At 63.5% G+C, this 21,474-nt stretch carries 16 protein-coding genes and 1 pseudogene; 10 read left to right on the top strand and 7 right to left on the bottom strand.

All coding sequences use genetic code 11. The annotated features are described in order from the left end of the window. Positions 1-17: 17 nt before the first annotated feature. Both BMY53_RS19805 and BMY53_RS19800 read right to left on the bottom strand, forming a co-directional pair. Entirely contained in the window at positions 18-935 is a 918-nt protein-coding gene (locus BMY53_RS19805; RefSeq protein ID WP_092948217.1) for an SPFH domain-containing protein, read from the bottom strand. 468 nt (positions 936-1,403) lie between these two features. After that, positions 1,404-1,835 (bottom strand): NfeD family protein, encoded by a 432-nt coding sequence (locus tag BMY53_RS19800; RefSeq protein ID WP_092948216.1) that lies wholly within the window; start codon positions 1,833-1,835, stop codon positions 1,404-1,406. Between the two features lie 331 nt (positions 1,836-2,166). Here BMY53_RS19800 and BMY53_RS19790 point away from each other — a divergent pair, with 331 nt between their 5' ends. Further along, entirely contained in the window at positions 2,167-4,431 is a 2,265-nt protein-coding gene (locus BMY53_RS19790) for an arginine/lysine/ornithine decarboxylase (RefSeq protein ID WP_092948214.1), read from the top strand. A gap of 90 nt (positions 4,432-4,521) precedes the next feature. On the opposite strand, the gene fabI is transcribed toward BMY53_RS19790, so the two are convergent. Beyond that, positions 4,522-5,301: an enoyl-ACP reductase FabI gene (gene fabI, locus BMY53_RS19785; protein ID WP_092948213.1), complete on the bottom strand. Its 780-nt coding sequence runs from the start codon at positions 5,299-5,301 to the stop codon at positions 4,522-4,524. A 229-nt stretch (positions 5,302-5,530) separates the two neighbouring features. On the opposite strand from fabI, the pseudogene rimP reads away from it, so the two are divergent. The 7 genes and pseudogenes from rimP to BMY53_RS19750 form a co-directional block, all read left to right on the top strand. Then, a pseudogene (gene rimP, locus BMY53_RS19780) lies at positions 5,531-6,070 on the top strand (ribosome maturation factor RimP); the annotation flags it as partial. Between the two features lie 164 nt (positions 6,071-6,234). After that, a complete protein-coding gene (gene nusA, locus BMY53_RS19775) occupies positions 6,235-7,713 on the top strand; it encodes a transcription termination factor NusA (RefSeq protein WP_092948212.1) in 1,479 nt (492 codons plus the stop codon). A gap of 54 nt (positions 7,714-7,767) precedes the next feature. Further along, a complete protein-coding gene (gene infB, locus BMY53_RS19770; protein WP_092948211.1) occupies positions 7,768-10,755 on the top strand; it encodes a translation initiation factor IF-2 in 2,988 nt (995 codons plus the stop codon). A gap of 240 nt (positions 10,756-10,995) precedes the next feature. Next, entirely contained in the window at positions 10,996-11,376 is a 381-nt protein-coding gene (gene rbfA, locus BMY53_RS19765) for a 30S ribosome-binding factor RbfA (RefSeq protein ID WP_092948210.1), read from the top strand. A 72-nt stretch (positions 11,377-11,448) separates the two neighbouring features. Next, positions 11,449-12,402: a tRNA pseudouridine(55) synthase TruB gene (gene truB / locus BMY53_RS19760; RefSeq protein WP_092948209.1), complete on the top strand. Its 954-nt coding sequence runs from the start codon at positions 11,449-11,451 to the stop codon at positions 12,400-12,402. An 89-nt stretch (positions 12,403-12,491) separates the two neighbouring features. Beyond that, complete coding sequence (gene typA / locus BMY53_RS19755; RefSeq protein WP_092948208.1) at positions 12,492-14,315, top strand: translational GTPase TypA; 1,824 nt, start codon at positions 12,492-12,494, stop codon at positions 14,313-14,315. A 204-nt stretch (positions 14,316-14,519) separates the two neighbouring features. Further along, the gene (locus tag BMY53_RS19750) at positions 14,520-15,626 is read left to right on the top strand and encodes an enoyl-CoA hydratase/isomerase family protein (protein ID WP_404947894.1); all 1,107 of its coding nucleotides are present in this window, start codon (positions 14,520-14,522) and stop codon (positions 15,624-15,626) included. Between the two features lie 276 nt (positions 15,627-15,902). On the opposite strand, the gene BMY53_RS19740 is transcribed toward BMY53_RS19750, so the two are convergent. The 4 genes from BMY53_RS19740 to BMY53_RS19725 form a co-directional block, all read right to left on the bottom strand. Next, complete coding sequence (locus tag BMY53_RS19740) at positions 15,903-17,468, bottom strand: methyl-accepting chemotaxis protein (protein ID WP_143074160.1); 1,566 nt, start codon at positions 17,466-17,468, stop codon at positions 15,903-15,905. Between the two features lie 200 nt (positions 17,469-17,668). Beyond that, entirely contained in the window at positions 17,669-18,001 is a 333-nt protein-coding gene (locus tag BMY53_RS19735) for a DUF3325 domain-containing protein (RefSeq protein ID WP_092948204.1), read from the bottom strand. Then, a complete protein-coding gene (locus BMY53_RS19730) occupies positions 17,994-19,682 on the bottom strand; it encodes a PepSY-associated TM helix domain-containing protein (protein WP_092948203.1) in 1,689 nt (562 codons plus the stop codon). Before BMY53_RS19730 ends, BMY53_RS19735 begins: the two co-directional genes overlap by 8 nt. Before the next feature lie 15 nt (positions 19,683-19,697). Next, entirely contained in the window at positions 19,698-20,009 is a 312-nt protein-coding gene (locus tag BMY53_RS19725) for an iron uptake protein (RefSeq protein ID WP_092948202.1), read from the bottom strand. A 196-nt stretch (positions 20,010-20,205) separates the two neighbouring features. On the opposite strand from BMY53_RS19725, the gene BMY53_RS19720 reads away from it, so the two are divergent. Both BMY53_RS19720 and BMY53_RS19715 read left to right on the top strand, forming a co-directional pair. Then, the gene (locus BMY53_RS19720) at positions 20,206-20,751 is read left to right on the top strand and encodes a sigma-70 family RNA polymerase sigma factor (protein WP_177200972.1); all 546 of its coding nucleotides are present in this window, start codon (positions 20,206-20,208) and stop codon (positions 20,749-20,751) included. Positions 20,752-21,168: 417 nt separating this feature from the next. Beyond that, on the top strand, positions 21,169-21,444 hold the full coding sequence (locus BMY53_RS19715; RefSeq protein WP_092948200.1) for a FecR/PupR family sigma factor regulator: 276 nt from the start codon (positions 21,169-21,171) through the stop codon (positions 21,442-21,444). The last annotated feature ends 30 nt before the right edge of the window (positions 21,445-21,474 follow it).

The following is a 21,474-nucleotide window of genomic DNA, read 5'->3' as shown; positions in this document are numbered from 1 at the left end:
TGAAAAGGAAGTTCCGCTCACAAATTCTTTTGGCCGTTCTTGAAGAGCGCCATGGCCGTGCCAATGAGGCCGGAGACCTCGCTCATGTTGGCCGGAATAATCATGGTGTTGTTCTTCTGGGCGAGTTGGGAGAAGGCTTCAACGGCCCGTTCTGCCACCTTCAATTGCACGGCATCTTCACCACCCGGCTGCTGGATGGCTGCGGCAATCTTGCGGATGGCGTCTGCACTGGCATCCGCCACCGCCGTGATGGCGGCCGCTTCGCCCAGGGCCTTGTTGATTTCGGCCTGCTTCTCACCCTCGGAGCGGGCAATGGCCGCCTCGCGCTCGCCAGTGGCAATGTTGATCTGTTCCTGGCGGCGGCCTTCGGAGGCGGCGATGAGGGCACGCTTTTCACGCTCGGCGGTGATCTGGGCCTGCATGGAGCGCAAGATTTCGTTGGGCGGGGTCAGATCCTTGATTTCATAACGCAGCACCTTGACGCCCCAGTTCAGGGCCGCCTCGTCCAGCGCCTGCACTACGGCGCTGTTGATGATGTCGCGTTCTTCAAAGGTGCGGTCGAGTTCCATGCGGCCGATGACCGAGCGCAGCGTGGTTTGCGCCAGTTGGGTGATGGCCACGATGTAGTTGCTGGAGCCGTAGCTGGCGCGCATGGCGTCAGTGACCTGGAAATACAGGATGCCGTCGACCGTGAGCTGGGTGTTGTCCTTGGTGATGCAGATCTGGCTGGGGACATCCAGCGGGATTTCCTTGAGGGAGTGCTTGTAGGCAAGGCGGTCGACGAAGGGGATGAGAATGCTCAAGCCGGGCGTGAGGGTGGCGTGATAACGCCCGAGGCGCTCAACCACCCAGGCGTTTTGCTGAGGAACGACCTTGACCGATTGGATGACGAAGGTCACGGCAACGACCAGGAGGACAAATGCAAAGATTTCCATGAACGACAAGCTCCTCGGGAAACATGCGCCTTTTTTTTTGGGCGCTGGGGGTGGGCGCCGGTTGTGGGGCGCTCGGGATTGAGTGGGGATATGGGGCCCCGCCGTCGTGTGGGGGCGGGAGAACGTGGTGCGACTGGGTTGGCTGCGTCTAGGAGTGCTGCGTCGTCAGAACGTGCTGGAGGCGCATGCTGCTGGGTAGTGCGTCATGCGTCGTACGCGGTGCGCCCGGAAGCGCCGGCCCGGTACCCTTTTCCTCCATGTCCCTTCTGTCCAGCTTCGCGGGCCATTCATTCCTTGACTTACGGAAAAGGGCACCGGGCCGTCACTTCCTCGAACCGCGCTCTGCCACGATTCACTGCACCCCCCTCATCAAGACAAAGGCTGCACCGAACTCGCCAATGACGCCGCAACCGCGCCGGCTTCATCACGATGCGTGGAACCGCCCTGGCGCTTGAGCCACCTAAACGCTCAAACCGCCTCAAGCAACAGGCACGAGCCCTCCACCGCGCGGATGACATGGCGGCCAGTGTGGGGCAAGCCACCCCCAATGAATCGGGCCTGCCAGGCGGCGCCACGGTACTTGACCTCCGCCGTGCCGTCTGCGCGCCAAAGCTTGACGTCCAGGCTTTGACCGACATCAAGGTTGACATTAGGGTTGGCCGAGGCCGGCAGGCGAGGGTGGCGAGACTGGCGCAAGTGCCACCAAGTCACGGCCGCACCACCCACCACCGACGCCATCAGCATCTGCACACTGAAACTCAGCCCGGCATGAGCGGTCAGCGCCGCAGCCGCAGCTCCCAGGCCCAACATGAGCAGATAAAAAGTCGTGCCGCTGGCCAGCTCCGCCGCCACCAAGCCCCCGCATACCACCCACCACCACGTGGCCAGGCTCCAGTCCATGTCAACCTCCGGATGAATTGCCATCCCTGTTTTATTGAGTCAGGAAAGTGTACGCCCCAGGGCGAATGGTGGAATGGCCGGGCGCATCCTCCCTTGGGGTGATGTTTGAGGGAAATGCGAAGGCGGGCGGGGGGGGGGCGACGGAGGGGGAAGGGATGGCGGGGGGGAGCGGAGGGGCGGGGATGGAGGGGTGGTGGCCAGGCGGGATCGTCCCGTTTGCGCGACGTTCACGGCATCATTTCGGGTTAATGCCCACTGGACACTTGCGTGACCTGGGGTTGGCCCTACACTTCGCGCCTTTCCTGTTTGACCCCGCTCAGCCGGAGGCCCCATGACGCCGCGTTTCCGCTTCCCCATCGTCATCATTGACGAGGACTACCGCTCCGAGAACACCTCGGGTCTGGGCATCCGCGCCCTGGCCGACGCCATCCAGAAGGAAGGCTTCGAAGTGCTGGGCGTCACCAGCTATGGCGACCTGAGTCAGTTCGCCCAGCAGCAGAGCCGCGCCAGCGCCTTCATCCTGTCGATCGACGATGAGGAATTCAGCGCCGGGCCGGAACTGGACCCGGCCGTGCTGAACCTGCGCAAGTTCATCCAGGAGATCCGCTTCAAGAATGCGGATATCCCTATTTATGTGTACGGCGAGACGCGCACGTCCCAGCACTTGCCCAATGACGTGCTGCGCGAGCTGCATGGCTTCATCCACATGTTCGAGGACACGCCGGAGTTCGTGGCACGCCACATCATCCGGGAGGCCAAGAGCTACCTGGATGGCCTGGCCCCGCCGTTCTTCAAGGCGCTGATGGACTATGCGCAGGACGGGTCGTATTCCTGGCACTGCCCCGGACACTCAGGGGGCGTGGCCTTCCTGAAGAGCCCGGTGGGCCAGATGTTCCACCAGTTCTTCGGCGAGAACATGCTGCGCGCGGACGTGTGCAATGCCGTGGAAGAACTCGGCCAATTGCTGGACCACACCGGCCCGGTCGCCGAGAGCGAAAAGAATGCAGCCCGCATCTTCAACGCGGACCACTGCTTCTTCGTGACCAACGGCACCTCCACCTCCAACAAGATGGTGTGGCACCACACAGTGGCCCCCGGCGACGTGGTGGTGGTGGACCGCAACTGCCACAAGAGCATCCTGCACAGCATCATCATGACCGGTGCCGTGCCGGTGTTCATGACACCAACACGCAACCACTACGGCATCATCGGCCCGATTCCCGAGAAGGAATTCGAGGCGGAAACCATCCGCAAGAAGGTCGCCCGCAATCCGCTGCTGAAGGGCGTGGACCCGAAGACGGTCAAGCCGCGCATCATGACGCTGACGCAGAGCACCTATGACGGCGTGCTCTACAACACCGAAACCATCAAGAGCAAGCTGGACGGCTGGATCGACACGCTGCACTTTGACGAAGCCTGGTTGCCGCATGCGGCGTTCCATGGCTTCTATGGCTCGTTCCATGCGATGGGCAAGCATCGCCCGCGTCCGAAGACCGCCATGGTCTACGCCACGCAATCCACGCACAAGCTGCTGGCCGGTATTTCGCAGGCGTCGCAGGTGCTGGTGCAGGATTCACAGAATGTGAAGCTGGACCGCCATCTGTTCAACGAGGCCTACCTGATGCACACCTCGACGAGCCCGCAATACTCGATCATTGCGAGTTGCGACGTGGCTGCCGCGATGATGGAGCCCCCGGGCGGCACGGCGCTGGTGGAGGAGTCGATTTCCGAGGCGCTGGACTTCCGCCGTGCAATGCGCAAGGTGGAGAAGGACTACGGCAAGGACTGGTGGTTCAAGGTGTGGGGTCCGGAGAAGCTGGCGCCGGAAGGCGTGGGCAAGCCTGCGGACTGGATGTTGAAGACCAACGAGAAGTGGCACGGATTCGGCCCGATCGAAGAAGGCTTCAACATGCTGGACCCGATCAAGTCCACCATCATCACGCCGGGGTTGGACATGAGCGGGAAGTTTGCCAAGACCGGCATCCCCGCCAGCATCGTGACCAAGTTCCTGGCGGAACACGGCGTGGTGGTGGAGAAGACGGGGCTGTACTCGTTCTTCATCATGTTCACGATCGGCATCACCAAGGGCCGCTGGAACACGCTGCTGACCGCGCTGCAGCAGTTCAAGGACGATTACGACCGCAATGCCGCCATCTGGCGCATCCTGCCGGAGTTCGTGGCCGCCTTCCCGCGCTATGAGCGTATGGGCCTGCGGGACCTGTGCCAAAGCGTGCACGAGGCTTATGCCTCAGGCGACATCGCACGCCTGACGACCGAGGTGTATCTGTCCGACCTGGAGCCGGCCATGAAGCCGAGCGACGCGTATGCGCATATCGCTCATCGCAAGACGGAACGGGTGGAGATCGATCACCTGGAAGGTCGCGTGACCACCGCGTTGCTGACCCCGTACCCACCCGGCATCCCGCTGTTGATTCCCGGCGAACGCTTCAACCGCAAGATCGTGGACTATCTGAAGTTCACCCGTGAATTCAATTTGAACTTCCCCGGGTTTGCGACCGATGTCCACGGGCTGGTGGCCGAAAAGGATGAGGATGGCCGGACCCGCTACTACGTGGATTGCGTGGTGGGGAACTGACACAGCGATGAAACGAAACGGCCTCCCATCGGGAGGCCGTTTTTCTTTGGGCCATCTTGAGCGATGCCCGTTAACCGAGTGGCGGCTGGTTTATTCCGCGGCCAGGGCGCTGTGGCTGAAGCCACCATCCACATAGATGATTTCAGCGCTGATGCCGGCGGAGAGGTCGGACAGCAGGAAAGCCGCCGTGTTGCCGACGTCTTCAATGGTGACGTTGCGCTTGATCGCCGTGGTGGCGGCAAACTGGTTGAGCAGCTTGCCGAAATCCTTGATGCCCGAGGCCGCCAGGGTCTTGATGGGGCCGGCCGAGATGCCGTTGACGCGAATGCTCTTTCCACCCAGGTTGTAGGCCAGATACCGTACGCTGGCTTCCAGTGACGCCTTGGCCAAACCCATCGTGTTGTAGTTGGGCACGTAGCGGTCCGCCCCCAGGTAGGACAGGGTCAGCAATGCCGAGCCCGGGCGCAGACGCGATTGCGCGGCCTTGGCCATGGCGGGGAAGCTGTAGGCGGAGATGTCGTGCGCAATACGGAAGTTCTCGCGCGAGAGGCCATCAAGGAAGTCGCCCGCAATGGCTTCCCGCGGGGCGAAGCCGATGGAGTGGACAAAACCATCGAATTCCGGCCAGTGCTCGCCGAGCTCGGCAAACATGCGGTCGATCTGGGTGTCGTCCCCGACATCGCAGTCAAACACCAGCGACGAACCGAATTCGGCGGCGAATTCGGTGACGCGGTCCTTGAAGCGCTCACCCACGTAGCTGAACGCCAGCTCGGCGCCTTCACGGTGGCAGGCCTTGGCAATGCCGTAGGCGATGGAACGGTTGGACAGCACGCCCGTGATCAGCAATCGCTTGCCTGCGAGAAATCCCATGTCTGCTCCTGGTATTCATGGATTCGAGAGAGGCCAGGATTCTCGCACGCAAGGCGACAGAGCGAAGCTTCGCCTTGTCCGCATGGTGTTTGCATAGTACACTTGCGGCTTCGCTGAGAAAGTGAACGGTGTGGGCGGGTTCATCCAGCCCATTTTTTTTGCTTGTTCTCGCGCCCTCTTCAGGGATCCCCACACCTTCCAAGGTTTATACAAGGTAGATAAGTCGTCGATGAGTTTGAGCTGGCAAGCCGTTGTTGAAAAGACCGTGACCGGTTTGGGTTACGAGGTGGTGGACTGCGAACGCAGCACCGGAGGCTTGCTACGCGTCTTCATTGACAAACCCCTTGTACAGCAACCGGGCGAAGATGGCCAGACGGCCTGGCAGGAGCCGGAAGTTCCGGTGAATGTCGAAGACTGCGAGCGCGTCACGCGGCAGTTGCGGTATGTGCTGGAAGTCGAGGAGTGCGATTACCAGCGTCTGGAAGTCTCCACCCCAGGGCTGGACCGTCCACTGAATAAACCTGTCGATTACGTCCGCTTCTGCGGCCTGGAAGTTGAGGTCACCCTGCGTGAAGCCTTCCAGGGCCGCAAGAAATACCGTGGCGTGTTGACGACGCCGGATGACTCGGCCCCCGATTTTTCAGCCCCCCGCTCTGACTGGCGTGTGATCTTCACCGACGGCAAGCAGGAACAGGCACTCGACTTCAGCCTGGACGAGGTTCGCTCGGCCAAGCTGGTCCCAGAGATCAGTTTCAAGGGTCGTCCGGCAGCAGCGCCGGGCGGCGCGCAGCCGGCGGGCAAGGGCCCTTCGGCTGACAAGTTGGAAAAGACGGGTTTGGCGCCCGAGGCTTCGAAGGCTGCGAAGGCAACGAAGAAGAAGAGCAATGCCAAGACCCGGCAGACGGATGACAAGGTTGACGGAGGTCTCGATCAATGAACCGCGAACTGTTGATGCTGGTGGATGCCATCTCGCGCGAAAAGAGCGTGGAGCGCGATGTGGTGTTTGGTGCCGTGGAAGCGGCGCTGGCTTCGGCCACCAAGAAGTTGTATGGCGGAGAGGTCGACATCCGTGTGGCCATTGACCGCGAAACCGGCGAGTACGAGACCTTCCGCCGCTGGCACGTGGTCCCCAACGAAGCCGGCCTGCAGAATGCCGACGCCGAAATCCTGCTGTTCGAAGCACAGGAACAGATCGCTGACATCGAGGTGGATGACCACATCGAAGAAGGCGTGGAATCCGTGCCCATCGGCCGTATCGGTGCCCAGGCTGCCAAGCAGGTCATCCTGCAGAAGATCCGTGACGCCGAGCGCGAGCAGCTGCTGAACGACTTCATGTCGCGCGGCGAAAAGATCTTCGTGGGCACCGTCAAGCGCCTGGACAAGGGCGACATCATTGCCGAGTCGGGCCGCGTGGAAGGCCGCCTCAAGCGCGGCGAGATGATCCCCAAGGAAAACCTGCGTACCGGCGACCGCGTCCGCGCAGTCATCCTGGGCGTGGACCCCACCCAGCGTGGCCCGCAGATCATGCTCTCGCGCTCGTCGCCCGAGTTCATGAAGGAGCTGTTCGCCCAGGAAGTGCCCGAGATCGAACAGGGCCTGCTGGAGATCAAGAGCTGCGCCCGTGATTCCGGCAGCCGCGCCAAGATCGCCGTCGTCTCGCATGACAAGCGCGTGGACCCGATCGGGACCTGCGTCGGCGTGCGCGGCTCGCGTGTGAATGGCGTGACCAACGAGCTCGCCGGCGAACGCGTGGACATCGTGCTGTGGTCGGAAGATCCGGCCCAGTTCGTGATTGGCGCCCTGGCGCCGGCCAACGTCCAGTCCATCGTGGTGGACGAAGAGCGTCACGCCATGGACGTGGTGGTGGATGAAGAAAACCTGGCCATCGCCATTGGTCGTGGCGGCCAGAACGTCCGCCTGGCCTCCGAGCTGACCGGCTGGAAGATCAACATCATGACGGCCGAGGAATCTGCCGCCAAGCATGCTGAAGAATCGGATTCGGTTCGCCGTCTGTTCGTGGAAAAGCTGGACGTGGATGAGGAAGTCGCCGACATCCTGATCGCCGAAGGTTTTGCCAGCCTGGAAGAAGTTGCCTACGTGCCCATGCAGGAAATGCTGGAGATCGAGGCCTTTGACGAGGAAACGGTCAACGAGCTGCGCACCCGCGCCAAGGATGCGTTGCTGACGATGGAAATCGCCCGCGAAGAGAAGGTCGAGGAAGTGTCCCAGGACCTCCGTGACCTCGAAGGCATCACCCCCGAGCTGCTGGCCAAGCTGGCAGCCGGTGACATCAATACCCGCGACGACTTGGCCGACCTGGCTGTGGATGAGCTGGTAGAAGTTTCCTCCCTCGACGAGGCAGCGGCACGCGCTTTGATCATGAAGGCGCGCGAGCACTGGTTCAGCGCATAACACCCTGCGCCACACCAGACCGCTCCGCCCACACAAGATTTAAGGATTTCTACAATGGCCGTGACCACCGTCGCCCAGTTGGCCGCAGAGCTGAACAGGCCTGCGACCACACTGCTGGAGCAGCTACAAGCTGCGGGCGTCAAGAAGGCGTCCGCCGAGGACACCCTCAATGAAAGCGACAAGGAACGTCTGCTGGATCACCTGCGCAATGCGCATGGCACCGGCGGCGCCGAGCGCAAAAAGATCACCCTGACCCGCAAGTCCACCAGCGAGATCAAGCAGGCCGATGCCTCTGGCAAGGCCCGCACCATCCAGGTGGAAGTGCGCAAGAAGCGCACCTTCGTGAAGCGTGACGACAACATGGATGAAGCCACTGCCGCTGCTGCGGAAGAGGCCGAACTGAAGCGTCGTGAAGAAGAGGCCCAGGCCAACGCCGAGGCCCTGCGCCAGCAGGAAGAAGAGCTGGCACGCAAGATGCGTGAGCGCGAGGAAGCCGAGCGCGCCGCGCGCGAAGCGGAAGAAAAGCGCCGCGAGCAAGAGCGCCTGGCCCGTGAGGCCGAGGCGCAAGCTGCCGCTCAGGCCGCTGCCAAGGCAGCCGCCGAGGAAGAGGCGCGCCGCGCCGAAGAAGCGAAGGCCAAGGCCAGCCAGGCCAAGGCTGTCGAGAAGACCAACGAAAAGCCCGTGGAGAAGTCCGTGGAACAAACGACCGACAAGGTCGTCGAGAAACCTGCCGCGGCTGCTCCCGCGCCAGCGCCCGCACCCGCTCCTGAAGCGGTCGCGGTCAAGCCGGTACTGCGAGTCGTCAAGGCCGCCGATAACGGCGCCGACGAAAAGGCCCGTCAGGCCGAACTGGAACGCCGCCGCAAGGCTGCCGAGGCCGAAGCGGCCGCCATTCGCGCCATGATGAATGCACCCAAGAAGGTGCTGGTGGCCAAGAAGGAAGAGCCCAAGCCTGAAGCCGTGGCCAACGCCGCCGGCATCAAGGGCACGATTCACAAGAAGCCGGCCGGCGCGCCGGGCACCACCGCTGCGGCGGGTGCCGGCGCCAAGCCGGGCGACAAGAAGTCGGTCAAGTCCGAAAAACTGTCGTCCAGCTGGGCCGATGACGCCAAGAAGCGTGGCGGTGCCGCCAAGGGTCGCAGCGATGCGCCCGCTGGCGCCGGTGCCGCCCGTCCGGCGGGCTGGCGTGCGCCCAAGGGCGCAGGCGCCGGTGGCCGCCGTGGTGGCGACCGTCACGACCATCGTGGTGGCCCGTCCAACTTCGTGGCCCCGACCGAACCGGTCATCCAGGAAGTGCACGTCCCTGAGACCATCTCGGTGGCCGATCTGGCGCACAAGATGTCGATCAAGGCCTCCGAGGTCATCAAGCACTTGATGAAGCTGGGTCAGATGGTCACCATCAACCAGCAGCTGGACCAGGAAACGGCCATGATCCTCGTCGAGGAAATGGGCCACAAGGCGCTGGCTGCCAAGCTGGACGACCCCGATGCCTTCCTCGAAGAAGAAGGCGCCGCAGATTCGCAGCACGAACTGCTGCCGCGAGCACCGGTGGTCACCGTCATGGGTCACGTGGACCACGGCAAGACCTCGCTGCTGGACAGCATCCGCCGCGCCCGCGTGGCGGCTGGCGAAGCTGGCGGCATCACGCAGCACATCGGCGCTTACCACGTCGATACACCGCGCGGCATGATCACCTTCCTGGATACCCCGGGCCACGAGGCGTTCACCGCCATGCGTGCCCGTGGTGCCAAGGCGACGGACATCGTCATCCTGGTGGTGGCCGCCGACGACGGCGTCATGCCGCAGACCAAGGAAGCGATCCACCATGCCAAGGCGGCGGGCGTGCCCATCGTCGTGGCCATGAACAAGATCGACAAGCCTGACTCCAACCCGGAACGCGTCAAGAGCGAGCTGGTGGCCGAGCAGGTGGTGCCGGAAGAGTTCGGTGGTGATTCCCCGTTCGTGGCCGTGTCGGCCAAGACCGGCCAGGGCATCGACGAGCTGCTGGAGCAGGTGCTGCTGCAGGCTGAAGTGCTGGAACTCAAGGCGGCGACGGATTCGCTGGCCAAGGGCCTGGTCATTGAAGCCAAGCTGGACAAGGGCCGCGGCCCGGTGGCCACGGTGCTGGTGCAGACCGGTACCCTCAAGCGCGGCGACGTGGTGCTGGCGGGTTCGACCTATGGCCGCGTTCGCGCCATGCTGGACGAAGACGGCAAGCCTGCCACGGAAGCGGGCCCGTCCATCCCGGTGGAGATCCAGGGTCTGACCGAAGTGCCGCAAGCCGGTGACGAATTCATGGTGCTGTCCGACGAACGTCGTGCCCGTGAAATCGCGACCTTCCGTGCTGGCAAGTACCGTGACGTCAAGCTGGCTCGCCAGCAGGCCGCCAAGCTGGAGAACATGTTCTCCGACATGACCGCTGGCGACGTGCAGACGCTGCCGCTGATCATCAAGGCCGACGTGCAGGGCTCGCAGGAAGCGCTGGCCGCCTCGCTGCTCAAGCTCTCGACCGACGAGGTCAAGGTGCAGATCGTTCACGCGGCAGTGGGTGGCATCAGCGAATCCGACGTCAACCTGGGCATTGCGTCCAAGGCGGTGGTCATCGGCTTCAACGTGCGTGCCGACGCTGGTGCGCGCAAGCTGGCCGAGCACAACGATGTGGACCTGCGCTACTACAACATCATCTACGACGCTGTGGATGACGTGAAGGCGGCGATGGCCGGCATGCTGGCACCGGAGCAGAAGGAAGAGATCATTGGTATGGCCGAAATCCGTACCGTGTTCGTGGCTTCGAAGATCGGTACGGTGGCTGGTTGCATGATCACCAGCGGCCACGTTACCCGCAGCTCGCGTTTCCGCCTGCTGCGCGAAAACGTGGTGGTCTACACCGGCGAGGTCGATTCGCTCAAGCGCCTGAAGGACGACGTCAAGGAAGTCCGCGAAGGTTTCGAGTGCGGTATCAAGCTCAAGAACTACAACGACATCTCCGAAGGCGACCAGCTCGAATTCTTCGAAATCAAGGAAGTCGCCCGGACTCTTTGAGCCCCCCAGTCGCTGCGCTCCTGCCCCCAAGGGGCGCAGCCCGCGGCTCGGGGCGGCCCTTCGCCGGGGCCGGCTTGAGGAAGGGCCTTCGCTGGCGCTCCTGCCCGTTTGGGCAGTGCACCGGGTGAAGCCCTTGAGCAGGTTTGTGGCCTGAGTGAGAAAAACCCCGCCTGCGCGTCAGGCGGGGTTTGTGTTTGATTGAAACCAGTTTTAGTGTTTTGGGATTATTGAGGTTTAGATATGCGACATAAGCGATCCATCCCCAACCGCGGCCTGCGTGTGGCGGACCAGATCCAGCGCGATCTGGCCGAGCTGATCCGTGAGCTGAAGGACCCCCGTATCGGGATGGTCACGGTGAGCGCCGTCGAGGTGACGCCGGACTATGCCCATGCCAAGGTCTATTTCTCGCTGCTGGTGGGCAGCCCTGACGACACGCAGGAAGCGCTGAATGAAGCTGCGGGCTTCCTGCGCAACGGCCTGTTCAAGCGGTTGCAGATCCATACGGTGCCCAGCCTGCATTTCCACTTTGATCGCACCACCGAACGTGCGGCCGAGATGGGTGCGCTGATCTCCAAGGCCAATGCCACCCGTGCATTGGACGAAGACACGCACGAAGACTGATCGTCCGCCACGCCAACCCGCCAGGATTTCCAGAATTGAAGCGCAGCCCGCAGGGGCTGCTTTGCAGTAGTCATGAACGCCGTCGTTCCCCGCCCCAAGATCGAAAAGCGCGCCGTGCACGGTGTGCTCATGCTGGACAAGCCGCTGGGCCTGTCCAGCAATGACGCCTTGCAGAAGGTCAAGCGCCTGATGCGAGCGGAAAAGGCCGGCCATACAGGCACGCTGGACCCGCTGGCCACCGGCCTGCTGCCGTTGACCTTCGGCGCAGCCACCAAGTTCAGCCAGGTCAGCCTGGAAGCCGACAAAGGCTATCGCGCCACGCTGCAACTGGGCATTACGACCACGACGGGCGATGGCGAAGGCGAGATACTTCAGCAACGTCCCGTGTCGGTCACGCCGGATCAGATCCAGGCGGCCTGCGAGGCCTTCAAGGGCCCGATCTCGCAGCTGCCCCCGATGTATTCGGCGCTCAAGCACCAGGGGCGTGCACTGTATGAGCTGGCGCGCGAGGGCATTACCGTCGAGCGGCAGCCCCGTTTGATCACGATTCACGCGCTCGACATCGTCCAGTGGCAGCCTGAGGCGTCGCTGCTGGTCATTGACGTGCGTTGCACCAAAGGCACCTACATCCGAACGCTGGCCGAGGACATCGGCGAGCGCCTGGGTTGTGGTGCTCACCTGGGGGCCCTGCGCCGTACCGGCAGTGGCCCGGTCAGCGTCGAGCGGGCGGTCACGCTGGAGCAGCTGGAGGCGATGGACGACACCACGCGCCTTTCGCAGCTCACGGCGCCTGACAGCCTGCTGGGTGAATGGCCCGAGGTGGAATTGAGCAATGAGGAGGCGGGCCGCTTCCTCTCCGGCATGCGTCGCCGTGTGGCGCTGGCCGATGCCCCGCAAGTGCGGGTCTACGGCCAGATGCCGCGTGCGTTCCTGGGCAGCGGGCACATCGCCGGCGGTGAGCTGATTGCCGACCGCCTGCTGAGCCCGACTGAAATCGCGTCCATGCTGTTGCAGGCCGCGAGCTGACCGCCCAGAGAACCAGCTACCCAGATCCTTCACCGATTCCCAAGAACTTCCGAGTCTCCGAAGAAAAGCCCGAAAGCGAAAGCCTCACCATGAGCAAGCAAATCCGCAACATCGCCATCATCGCCCACGTCGACCATGGCAAGACCACCATGGTGGACCAGCTCCTTCGCCAGAGCGGCACCTTCGCCGATCACGAGAAGATCGTCGACACCGTGATGGACAACAACGCCATCGAACGTGAGCGTGGCATCACCATCCTGGCCAAGAACTGTGCCGTGAGCTGGGAAGGCACCCACATCAACATCGTCGACACCCCGGGACACGCGGACTTCGGCGGCGAAGTGGAACGTGCCCTGTCCATGGTGGACGGTGTGGTGCTGCTGATCGACGCCCAGGAAGGCCCGATGCCGCAGACCCGTTTCGTCACCAAGAAGGCGCTGGCCCTGGGCCTCAAGCCGATCGTGGTGGTGAACAAGGTGGACAAGCCCGGTGCCAAGCCGGATGCCGTCGTCAACGCCGCGTTCGACCTGTTCGACAAGCTGGGCGCCACTGACGAGCAACTGGATTTCCCGGTGGTGTACGCCTCGGGCATCAACGGCTGGTCGTCGCTGGAAGAAGGCGCGCCTGGTGAGAAGTGGGGCGAGGACATGTCCGCCCTGTTCAACACCGTGCTCAAGCATGTGCCGCCGCAACAAGGCAACCCGGATGCGCCGCTGCAGCTGCAGATTTCCGCGCTGGACTTCTCCACCTTTGTGGGCCGCATCGGCGTGGGCCGCATCAGCCAGGGCACCATCAAGCCCGCCATGGACGTGGTGGTGATGGAAGGTCCGGACGGCAAGTCGGTCAAGGGCCGCATCAACCAGGTGCTGACCTTCCAGGGTCTGGACCGCGTGCAGGTCACGGAAGCCGGCCCTGGCGACATCGTGCTGATCAACGGTATCGAGGACATCGGTATCGGCGTGACGGTCACCAGCCCCGCCAACCCGGCTCCGCTGCCGATGCTGAAGGTGGACGAGCCGACGCTGACGATGAACTTCTGCGTCAACACCTCGCCGCTGGCCGGCCGTGAAGGCAAGTACGTCACCAGCCGCCAGATCTGGGACCGCCTGCAGAAGGAACTGCAGCACAACGTCGCGCTGCGCGTGAAGGAAACGGAAGAAGACGGCATCTTCGAGGTGTCCGGCCGTGGTGAATTGCACCTGACCATCCTGCTGGAAAACATGCGCCGTGAAGGCTATGAGCTGGCTGTGTCGAAGCCGCGCGTGGTGTTCCATGACGTCAACGGCGAAAAGCACGAGCCTATCGAGCTGGTCACCGCCGACGTGGAAGAAACCCACCAGGGCGGCGTGATGCAGGCCCTGGGCGAGCGCAAGGGCGAGCTGGTGAACATGGAGTCCGACGGCCGTGGCCGCGTGCGCCTGGAATACCGCATCCCGGCGCGTGGCCTGATCGGCTTCAGCAACGAATTCCTGAACCTGACGCGTGGTTCCGGTCTGATCTCCAACATCTTTGACGGCTACGAGGCGCACAAGGGTGAGATCGCCGGCCGCAAGAACGGTGTGCTGATCTCGATGGACGCTGGTGAAATCTTCACCTACGCCCTGGGCAAGCTGGACGATCGTGGCCGCATGTTCGTGAAGCCGAACGATCCGGTCTATGAAGGCATGATCGTGGGCATCCACAACCGCGACAACGATCTGATCGTGAACGCCACCCGCACCAAGCAGCTGACCAACTTCCGCGTCAGCGGCAAGGAAGACGCGATCAAGGTGACCCCGCCGATCGACCTGACGCTGGAATACGGCGTGGAGTTCATCGAGGACGACGAGCTGGTGGAAATCACCCCGAAGTCTGTGCGCCTGCGTAAGCGTTTCCTGTCCGAAAACGAGCGTAAACGCGCCCAACGCAGCTGACGCCTGCCTCTAGAAGTGGCCCGCAGCCCTGTGGGCTGCTCTCAATACAAGAGCGTCGCTTTGCGACGCTTTTTTCATTGGTGCGCATCGCTCGCGGGCATCGCTGCCTAGGGGAATGCGTCAAGCTGCTGGCGCCTGCGGGGCCCGCGCCGCAGTGTTATGGTGCTGACCGAACTGTTTAGTAAAGATTTGGAGATTTGCGCTGTGATTCCGTCGCTGCAATCCGAGGGATTGATCCGGGCCGAGGTCAATGGCTGCCTGGGCCTGATCACGTTGAACCGCCCGCAGGCGTTGAATGCGCTGTCCCTGCCGATGATCCGCGATCTGACCACGCTGCTGACGGCCTGGGCGGCGGAGCCCGGCATCCAGGCCGTGGCGCTCATGGGTGCAGGCCGTGATGGCAAGCCGGCCGCTTTCTGCGCCGGCGGCGATATCCGCTTCTTCCATCAGGCCGCACTGGCCGATGATGCGTCCCTGGGCGACTTCTTCACCGAGGAATACGCCCTCAACCACCTGATCCACCAGTTCCCCAAACCCTGCATCGCCCTGATGGACGGCGTGGTGATGGGCGGCGGCATGGGCATCAGCCAGGGCGCCAAGCTGCGCGTGGTGACCGAGCACTCCCGGCTGGCCATGCCGGAAACCAACATCGGGCTGTTCCCGGATGTGGGCGGCGGCTATTTCCTGTCGCGCTGCCCTGGGTACAGCGGCGAGTGGATGGCGCTGACAGGCCAGGCCATCGGCGCGGGTGACGCCATCGAGCTGGGCCTGGGCGACGTGTTCGTGAAGAGCAGCGAACTGCCCGCGATCATCGAGGCGTTCCGCAATGGTCATCAGGACAGCGCCGAGCATGTCGTCGCCACCGTGATGGAGCGGGCCGACCTGGCTCCGGTGGCCGAGCATTGGGAATCCCGCAACCAGATCAACCGCCACTTCAAGGCGGCGTCGCTGCCTGCGCTGATCGCGTCTCTGGCGGCCGATCCTGACCCCTGGGCGCAATCAACGCTGGCTGTGCTGAACAAGCGTTCTCCGCTGATGATGGCCGTGACGCTGGAGCAGATCCGGCGCGCGCGTTCAATGTCGCTGGCGGATGACCTGCGCATGGAGCGGGACATGGTGCATCACTGCTTCCATCTGCGCCCCGGTTTGGCCAGCGAGACGGTGGAGGGCATTCGCGCCCTGGCCGTGGACAAGGACCATACCCCGCGCTGGAATCCGGCCTCGGTGGCCGAGGTGGATGCACAAGACGTGTTGAAGTTCTTCCATAGCCCGTGGAGGGCTGATCAGCACCCTTTGAGGGGCCTGGCCTGACAACCTGATTCTTACATCGTCAAAAGCAACAGCAGTCCCGCAGACATTCGGACATAAATGTCCGATCATCCGCGAGATGACGGGTCACTAGTTCATCCAGCGGCTGAATGTGGACGAAAAAGAGGTGTGCCGCTTGCTCGATCCGCATCACGGCTCCAAGCTGCCCAGGATCGCCGAAGCGGTGCGCCTGCTCGGACAGCGGCTGGTGATCGGGCTCGAGGCTGCTTGACAGCACTGATCTGACTGCGAGGCCGGTGGCCTCGCGCCCATTTCAGCTCAAGCGCGCTGCTGCGCCACCCGGAAGAACGCGACCGCCTCGACCAACTGCGCCGCCTGCATCTTGAGGCTTTCCGCCGCTGCGGCGCTTTCTTCGACCAGCGCGGCATTCTGCTGCGTCACCCGGTCCATCTGGGTGATGGCTTCGCCGATCTGTGAGACACCGGTACTCTGTTCTCGGCTGGCGCTGCTGATCTCGCCGACGATGTCGGTCACGCGCTGGATGGACGACACCACTTCGTTCATGGTCTGGCCGGCCCGCTGAACCAGGGCAGAGCCTTGCTCCACCCGGCCCACGCTGGTGGCGATCAAGCCCTTGATCTCCTTGGCCGCTTCAGCGCTGCGCTGGGCCAGTGCCCGCACTTCACTGGCCACCACGGCAAAGCCTCGACCCTGCTCACCAGCACGGGCCGCTTCCACGGCCGCATTCAGCGCCAGGATATTGGTCTGGAAGGCGATGCTGTCGATCACCCCGATGATGTCGGAGATCCGGCTCGAGCTGTCGTGGATGCCCTGCATGGTGTCGATCACTTCGGCCACCACCTGGCCGCCTCGCGCTGCCACATCGGACGCGTTGATGGCCAACTGATTGGCCTGCTGCGCGTTGTCCGCCGTGTTGCGCACGGTCGAGCCCAGTTCGTCCATCGTGGCGGCGGTCTGCTGCAGCGCGCTGGCTTGCTGCTCGGTCCGTTGGGAGAGATCGGCGTTGCCCTGGGCGATCTCGGCGCTGGCCGTGGCCACGCTTTCGGCGTTGTCGCGCACCGTGGTCACGATGCCGATCAGAGCGTCCTGCGTGTGGCGCAGGGCGGCCATGGTGCTGCTGTCATCCCCTGGGGTTAGCGCCAGCTGGACGGTGAGGTTGCCCTGCGAGAACTCATGGGCCGAGGCGCTCAGTGTGGCGGGCTCCGCACCCAGTGCCTGCGTGAGGCTGCGGGCGATGCGCCAGGCCACCAGGGCACCCAGGGCCACCATGGCCAGCGCCAGGCCGAACATCAGCCAGGCGGTGTTGGTGGCGCCCTTGGCTCCTGCCTCGGACAGCGCCTTGGCGGAATCAAAGCGGTCCTGGATGGCCTCTTCAACGGCCTTGAAGAGCGACAGGCGGGTTTCACGGCCGCCAAAGAGATTCTTGTCGGCCCCGGCTGCATCGCCGGTCACGCCCACCGCAGCGGCTGCGGCCACCACCTTGTCATAGCTCTCGTTGAGGCTGCGGATGGTCTTGATCAGCTCCCGGCTCTTGTCGCTGTCCGCCGCACCGGCCATCTCGTCCAGCTGCTTCAGGTTGTCCTGCTGAATGCCTTCCAGCGTGGCCTTCCAGCGGTCCCGGCGCTCCTGGGACGGGTCGATCATGATGTTGCGGACATTCAGCGCGGCCGTGTTCAAGTTGTCCTTGAACCGAACAAACTGGCGCACCTGCACCATCTTTTCCTTGCTCATCACGTCGAGATCTGCCGCCAGGCCACGCATCTTGACGGTGGCCACCAGCGCGATGGCCGCGCCGATCAGGATGATCAGGCCGAAGCCCAATGCCAGGCGCTGGGCGACCGACAGGCCGGAAGTCTTGTTCATGTTTGCCTCGCAAATACCGGCGCCTGTGTTCGACGCCTGGGGACCAGGAGGAGGCATTGTGTACGCCGTGCACGCAGATCGCACGGCGGAAATGCACACACGAGCAAACATAAACCCGTGACGTGGAGGAGTCCACGGGGCCAATGGATACGGGGAAAACGGCGGGGAGGGCGCGATAACCCGCAGATATCACGGCGCCATCAAGCGGCGGTGGAACTCCCGCCCACCGGCCAGAACCACCGCAACCACTGCGGCCGCCACGACAGCGTCATCGCGATCGTCAGCACGGCCGCTGCCAGCAGCATGAACCACACCAGCACCGCCATCGACGGATGGTCGGCGTTCAGGCACAGCACCAGCGAACCCAACAGCGCCAGGCTTCCCAGCACACGCAAGGTCTTCGGCAGGCTGGCCGGCTGAGGCAGGGCGCCATGCGCCTGCTCCCAGTGTGTGTCCATCGCCAGTGCCAGCCAGCCGAAGCCGATCACAGCTGCCGCAGCCGCAGCCAATTGCAGCACCAGCGCATCAACCATGGCTCACCTCCGCAGCAGCGAGGTTGCCGGCAGGCGCCGCCGCCTTGGCCACTTCCTTGTCTTGCGCCCGTTGCGCCAGCTTGCGAGCCGCCAGCCAGGTCACCCCAGCCAGGGCCAGCAGGCTGAGGTCCACCCCCGCCACTGGCCAGTAGCCGGTAGAGATGGTGCGGACCAGGTGGTCGCCGGTACTCACCGCATTGGCCACCACAGCTGCCACCGCACCCGCAGACACCACAAAACACTGCTCCCGCCAGGCTGGGTTCATCCGTGCCTGGGCCACCGGCCCGCTGCGCAGGAAGGCATGCACCAGGGACAAGGCCCAGGCGCCCCAGAACACACGCTGCTCCCAATCACCCTTGCCAATCAGATCCTCCGGCAGCACACGATTCGCCACCAGCATCGCCACCGTGGCGATCAACATGCCGGTCATGGTGGTCACCGCCAGCGCATCAACGATGCGGCTGCCCTGGCCGCCGGCCTTGGCATGCTGCCCCTTGCGCTTCTCCACAAAGAAAATGAAGCCGGTGGCGATACACACGCAGCCCGCCAGGCCGCCCAGCACATACAGCCAGCGCAGCAGCCAATGCCGGAAGTGCTGCAGGTGCAAGCCCGTCAGGAATTCATTGACGTTGTCGACGGCGGTGCGTGGCGGGTCTTCCCGCAACACTTCACCCGTGCTGGCCTTGAAGTGAATGCCTTCGCCGGTCAGTGCCACCCGGTCCGTGCCCGCGCGGTAGACGCTGACATACGAGTTCGCATCACCCACATGCTGCACCCCCAGGTAGCCGACGTCCCCGGCCATGCCCTTGGCCTGCCAACGGCGCTGAGCCTCGGCCACCATGGCATCCACCGACGCCAAGGGCGCGGCCACGCCAGCGCGCTCATGCGGCAGTCCGGTCTCCGTGGCTTCGATCTTCTCGCTCAGCTCATGCAGGTCATGCAACTGGGTGTGGGCCACCGGGAAATAGATGCCCGCAAAGATCACCAGCCCGGTGAAGGCAAAGAAGAAGTGGAAGGGCAGGGCCACCACACCGGTCAGGTTGTGCAGGTCCAGCGTGTTGCGCTGTGTGCTCTTGTTGCGGCGGAAGGTGAAGAACTCCCGGAAGATCTTGCGGTGCATCACCACGCCGCTGACCAGCGCGGCCAGCATCATCAGCGCGGCAAAGCCCACCACCCACGTGCCCAGTTCCTTCCAGGTCACGTTGAGGCTGTAATGCATCGGGTAGAAGAACTGGCTGCCGATGGCGAGGTGGTTCTGCGAGAGCAGCTGGCCGTCCCGAGGGTCCATCGCATGCACGGCCCACACCGTTTCGTCCGGGTCCTTGGCGTTGGGCACTTCATAACCGGCAAACACCGTGGCCACCGGGTCGCGGTGGGTGGTGTAGGCGCCCCAGGTGCGCACCACATCAAAACGCTCGGGCAAGGGGCCGTTCACGCGGTCTTTCACCGCAGCCACAGCGAAAGGGGCCGGCTGCATCTTTTCAAATGCGGGCTTGAGCAGCTTGTCGAACGAGGGCATGGGCTGCGGCTCGAAGCGCGACTGCGGAATGGACCAGCGGTCGATCTCGCGGTCGAACACCGACAGCGAGCCGAAGAAGAACACCACCACCAGCACAAAACCCAGCACCAGGCCGAACCAGGTGTGCAGCCAGGCCATGGAGAGACGGAAACTCTGGAACATCGTCTTGCCCTCGTCTCAAAGCATGGCGCGCTGTACCAGCGCCGCCGCACCCGTCATCACACCAGCGCCCACCAGAAGCACTGCCCACACGCGCGCCAGTCGCTTGGCGGCAAAGGTCCAGCAGAACACCACCAGATAGAGCAGCACGCCCAACATGCCGGAGAAGTGCTCCGCGTCATGGAACGACATGCCACTGGCATAGAAGCCCGCAAGACCGAGCGCAACAAAGCCCCAGCAAAAGACATAGCCGCCACCGACGGCTGCGGTGATGCGCAGGATCAGCGGCAGTGCCAGTGAGGCACGGCTCAGCGTTGTGGATGTGTTCATGACGTGGATGGAAATGGCGGCGGCTCGAATACGACGTTGAACACCACCGGCCCGGGCCGAAGCGCCCGGCATGACCGTGGTGTGAAACCCTCTCAGTCGAAATGGAGAGTCTGCGAAACCAGGAGTGTGCTACATAATGAGAATGATTCCCATTAGGTTAGATAAAAAAGGGAATCGAAAAAAGGGGATTTCAGGGATGTCTTACCCAGATGACAAAGTGGTCGAGGATGCTGTAGAGACCAGCGACCTCACCGAGATTTTCGTGACGCACCGGCCGAGGTTGCGTCGGATTGCCCTGGCCATTGTCCAGAACGCGCAGGGCGCGGACGACGTGCTGCAGGACGCTTATCTGAAGCTGCTGGGTGCGCAGACGGCCCTGGTTGTCCATCAGCCGCTGGCCTATTGCTGCCAGATCGTGCGCAACATGGCGCGGGACCACCTGCGCCGTCAGACCTTCGAAGTTGGGCTGCTGGGTGAGGAAGAGGAGGGCCAGTACGCCCACGCCGCGTATGGCCAGCCCGAGCTGCAGGCCATGCGGCGGCAGAACCTGGTCATCCTCAACAACGCATTGGGCGCCGTGCCGGTGCGCACGCGCATCGCTTACGAGATGTATATCGTGCGGGGCATGACCCAGCGGGACATCAGCAAGGCCCTGGCCGTGTCGGTCGGCCTGGTCAATGCGCTCATCGCCGAAGCCGCAGACGTGCTGACCCGCCATCGGCACCTGATGGCGTGGGATTGAACACCGGGCCCGCTCGGGCGTCTGGTGATTGACACAACGCAGTAACTTTTCTGCAATCAACGCTGCGCGCGGGCGCCGAGCACGGATACACGTGCCGGCGGCTCAAGCCTGGGCGCGGTTCGGGAGCGGGTGTGCACCTTCCAGACTGGCTTCGGGCGCCGCTGGTGCACGTCCATGGCGATGAACAATAGGGCTCTGGGCAAGCGCGCGTGAAGTGCGCCCGATATGCGCACCAGGGACGAACACCAGGGAGTGGCGAGGCATGGCTGAAGTGCGGCTGGAGGTACCATCACGCGGTGGTCCTGTTTCCGGATGTTCTGGCTCCGTGAGTCCCCTTGTTTTCAATCTGCGAGACAACCCTGTTGACGGGTTCATGAACCTCTGCGCCGCACCTGCGGGCTGGCGGGAGGCGCAGCCATGACGAACGATCCCCTTTGGCGCGCCGCCTGGGAGTGGCGGCAGCGCGAGCAGGACGGGCCGCTCTCTGAAGCGGAGCAGGTCGAGTTCAAGGCCTGGCTGACAGCCAACCCTGTGCATCGCCAACGCTACGAAGAAGCCTGTCGCGTGTGGGCTGAAGCGAGCCTGGTGCCCACCCGTTTTGTGGACGCCGATCCGGACGCGCCGCTGGATCTCGAAGCCCTGCGCAAGGCCTTCCATGGTGGTGACGATCCCTCGTCATCATCCCAATCCTGAAGCCCCGCCTGTCCCACTGAACGCGCGCCA

Origin of the sequence: Roseateles sp. YR242 (assembly GCF_900109745.1) — a bacterium.
Lineage (GTDB): Bacteria > Pseudomonadota > Gammaproteobacteria > Burkholderiales > Burkholderiaceae_C > Roseateles.
This window is presented reverse-complemented; position numbering and strand designations above follow the sequence as displayed.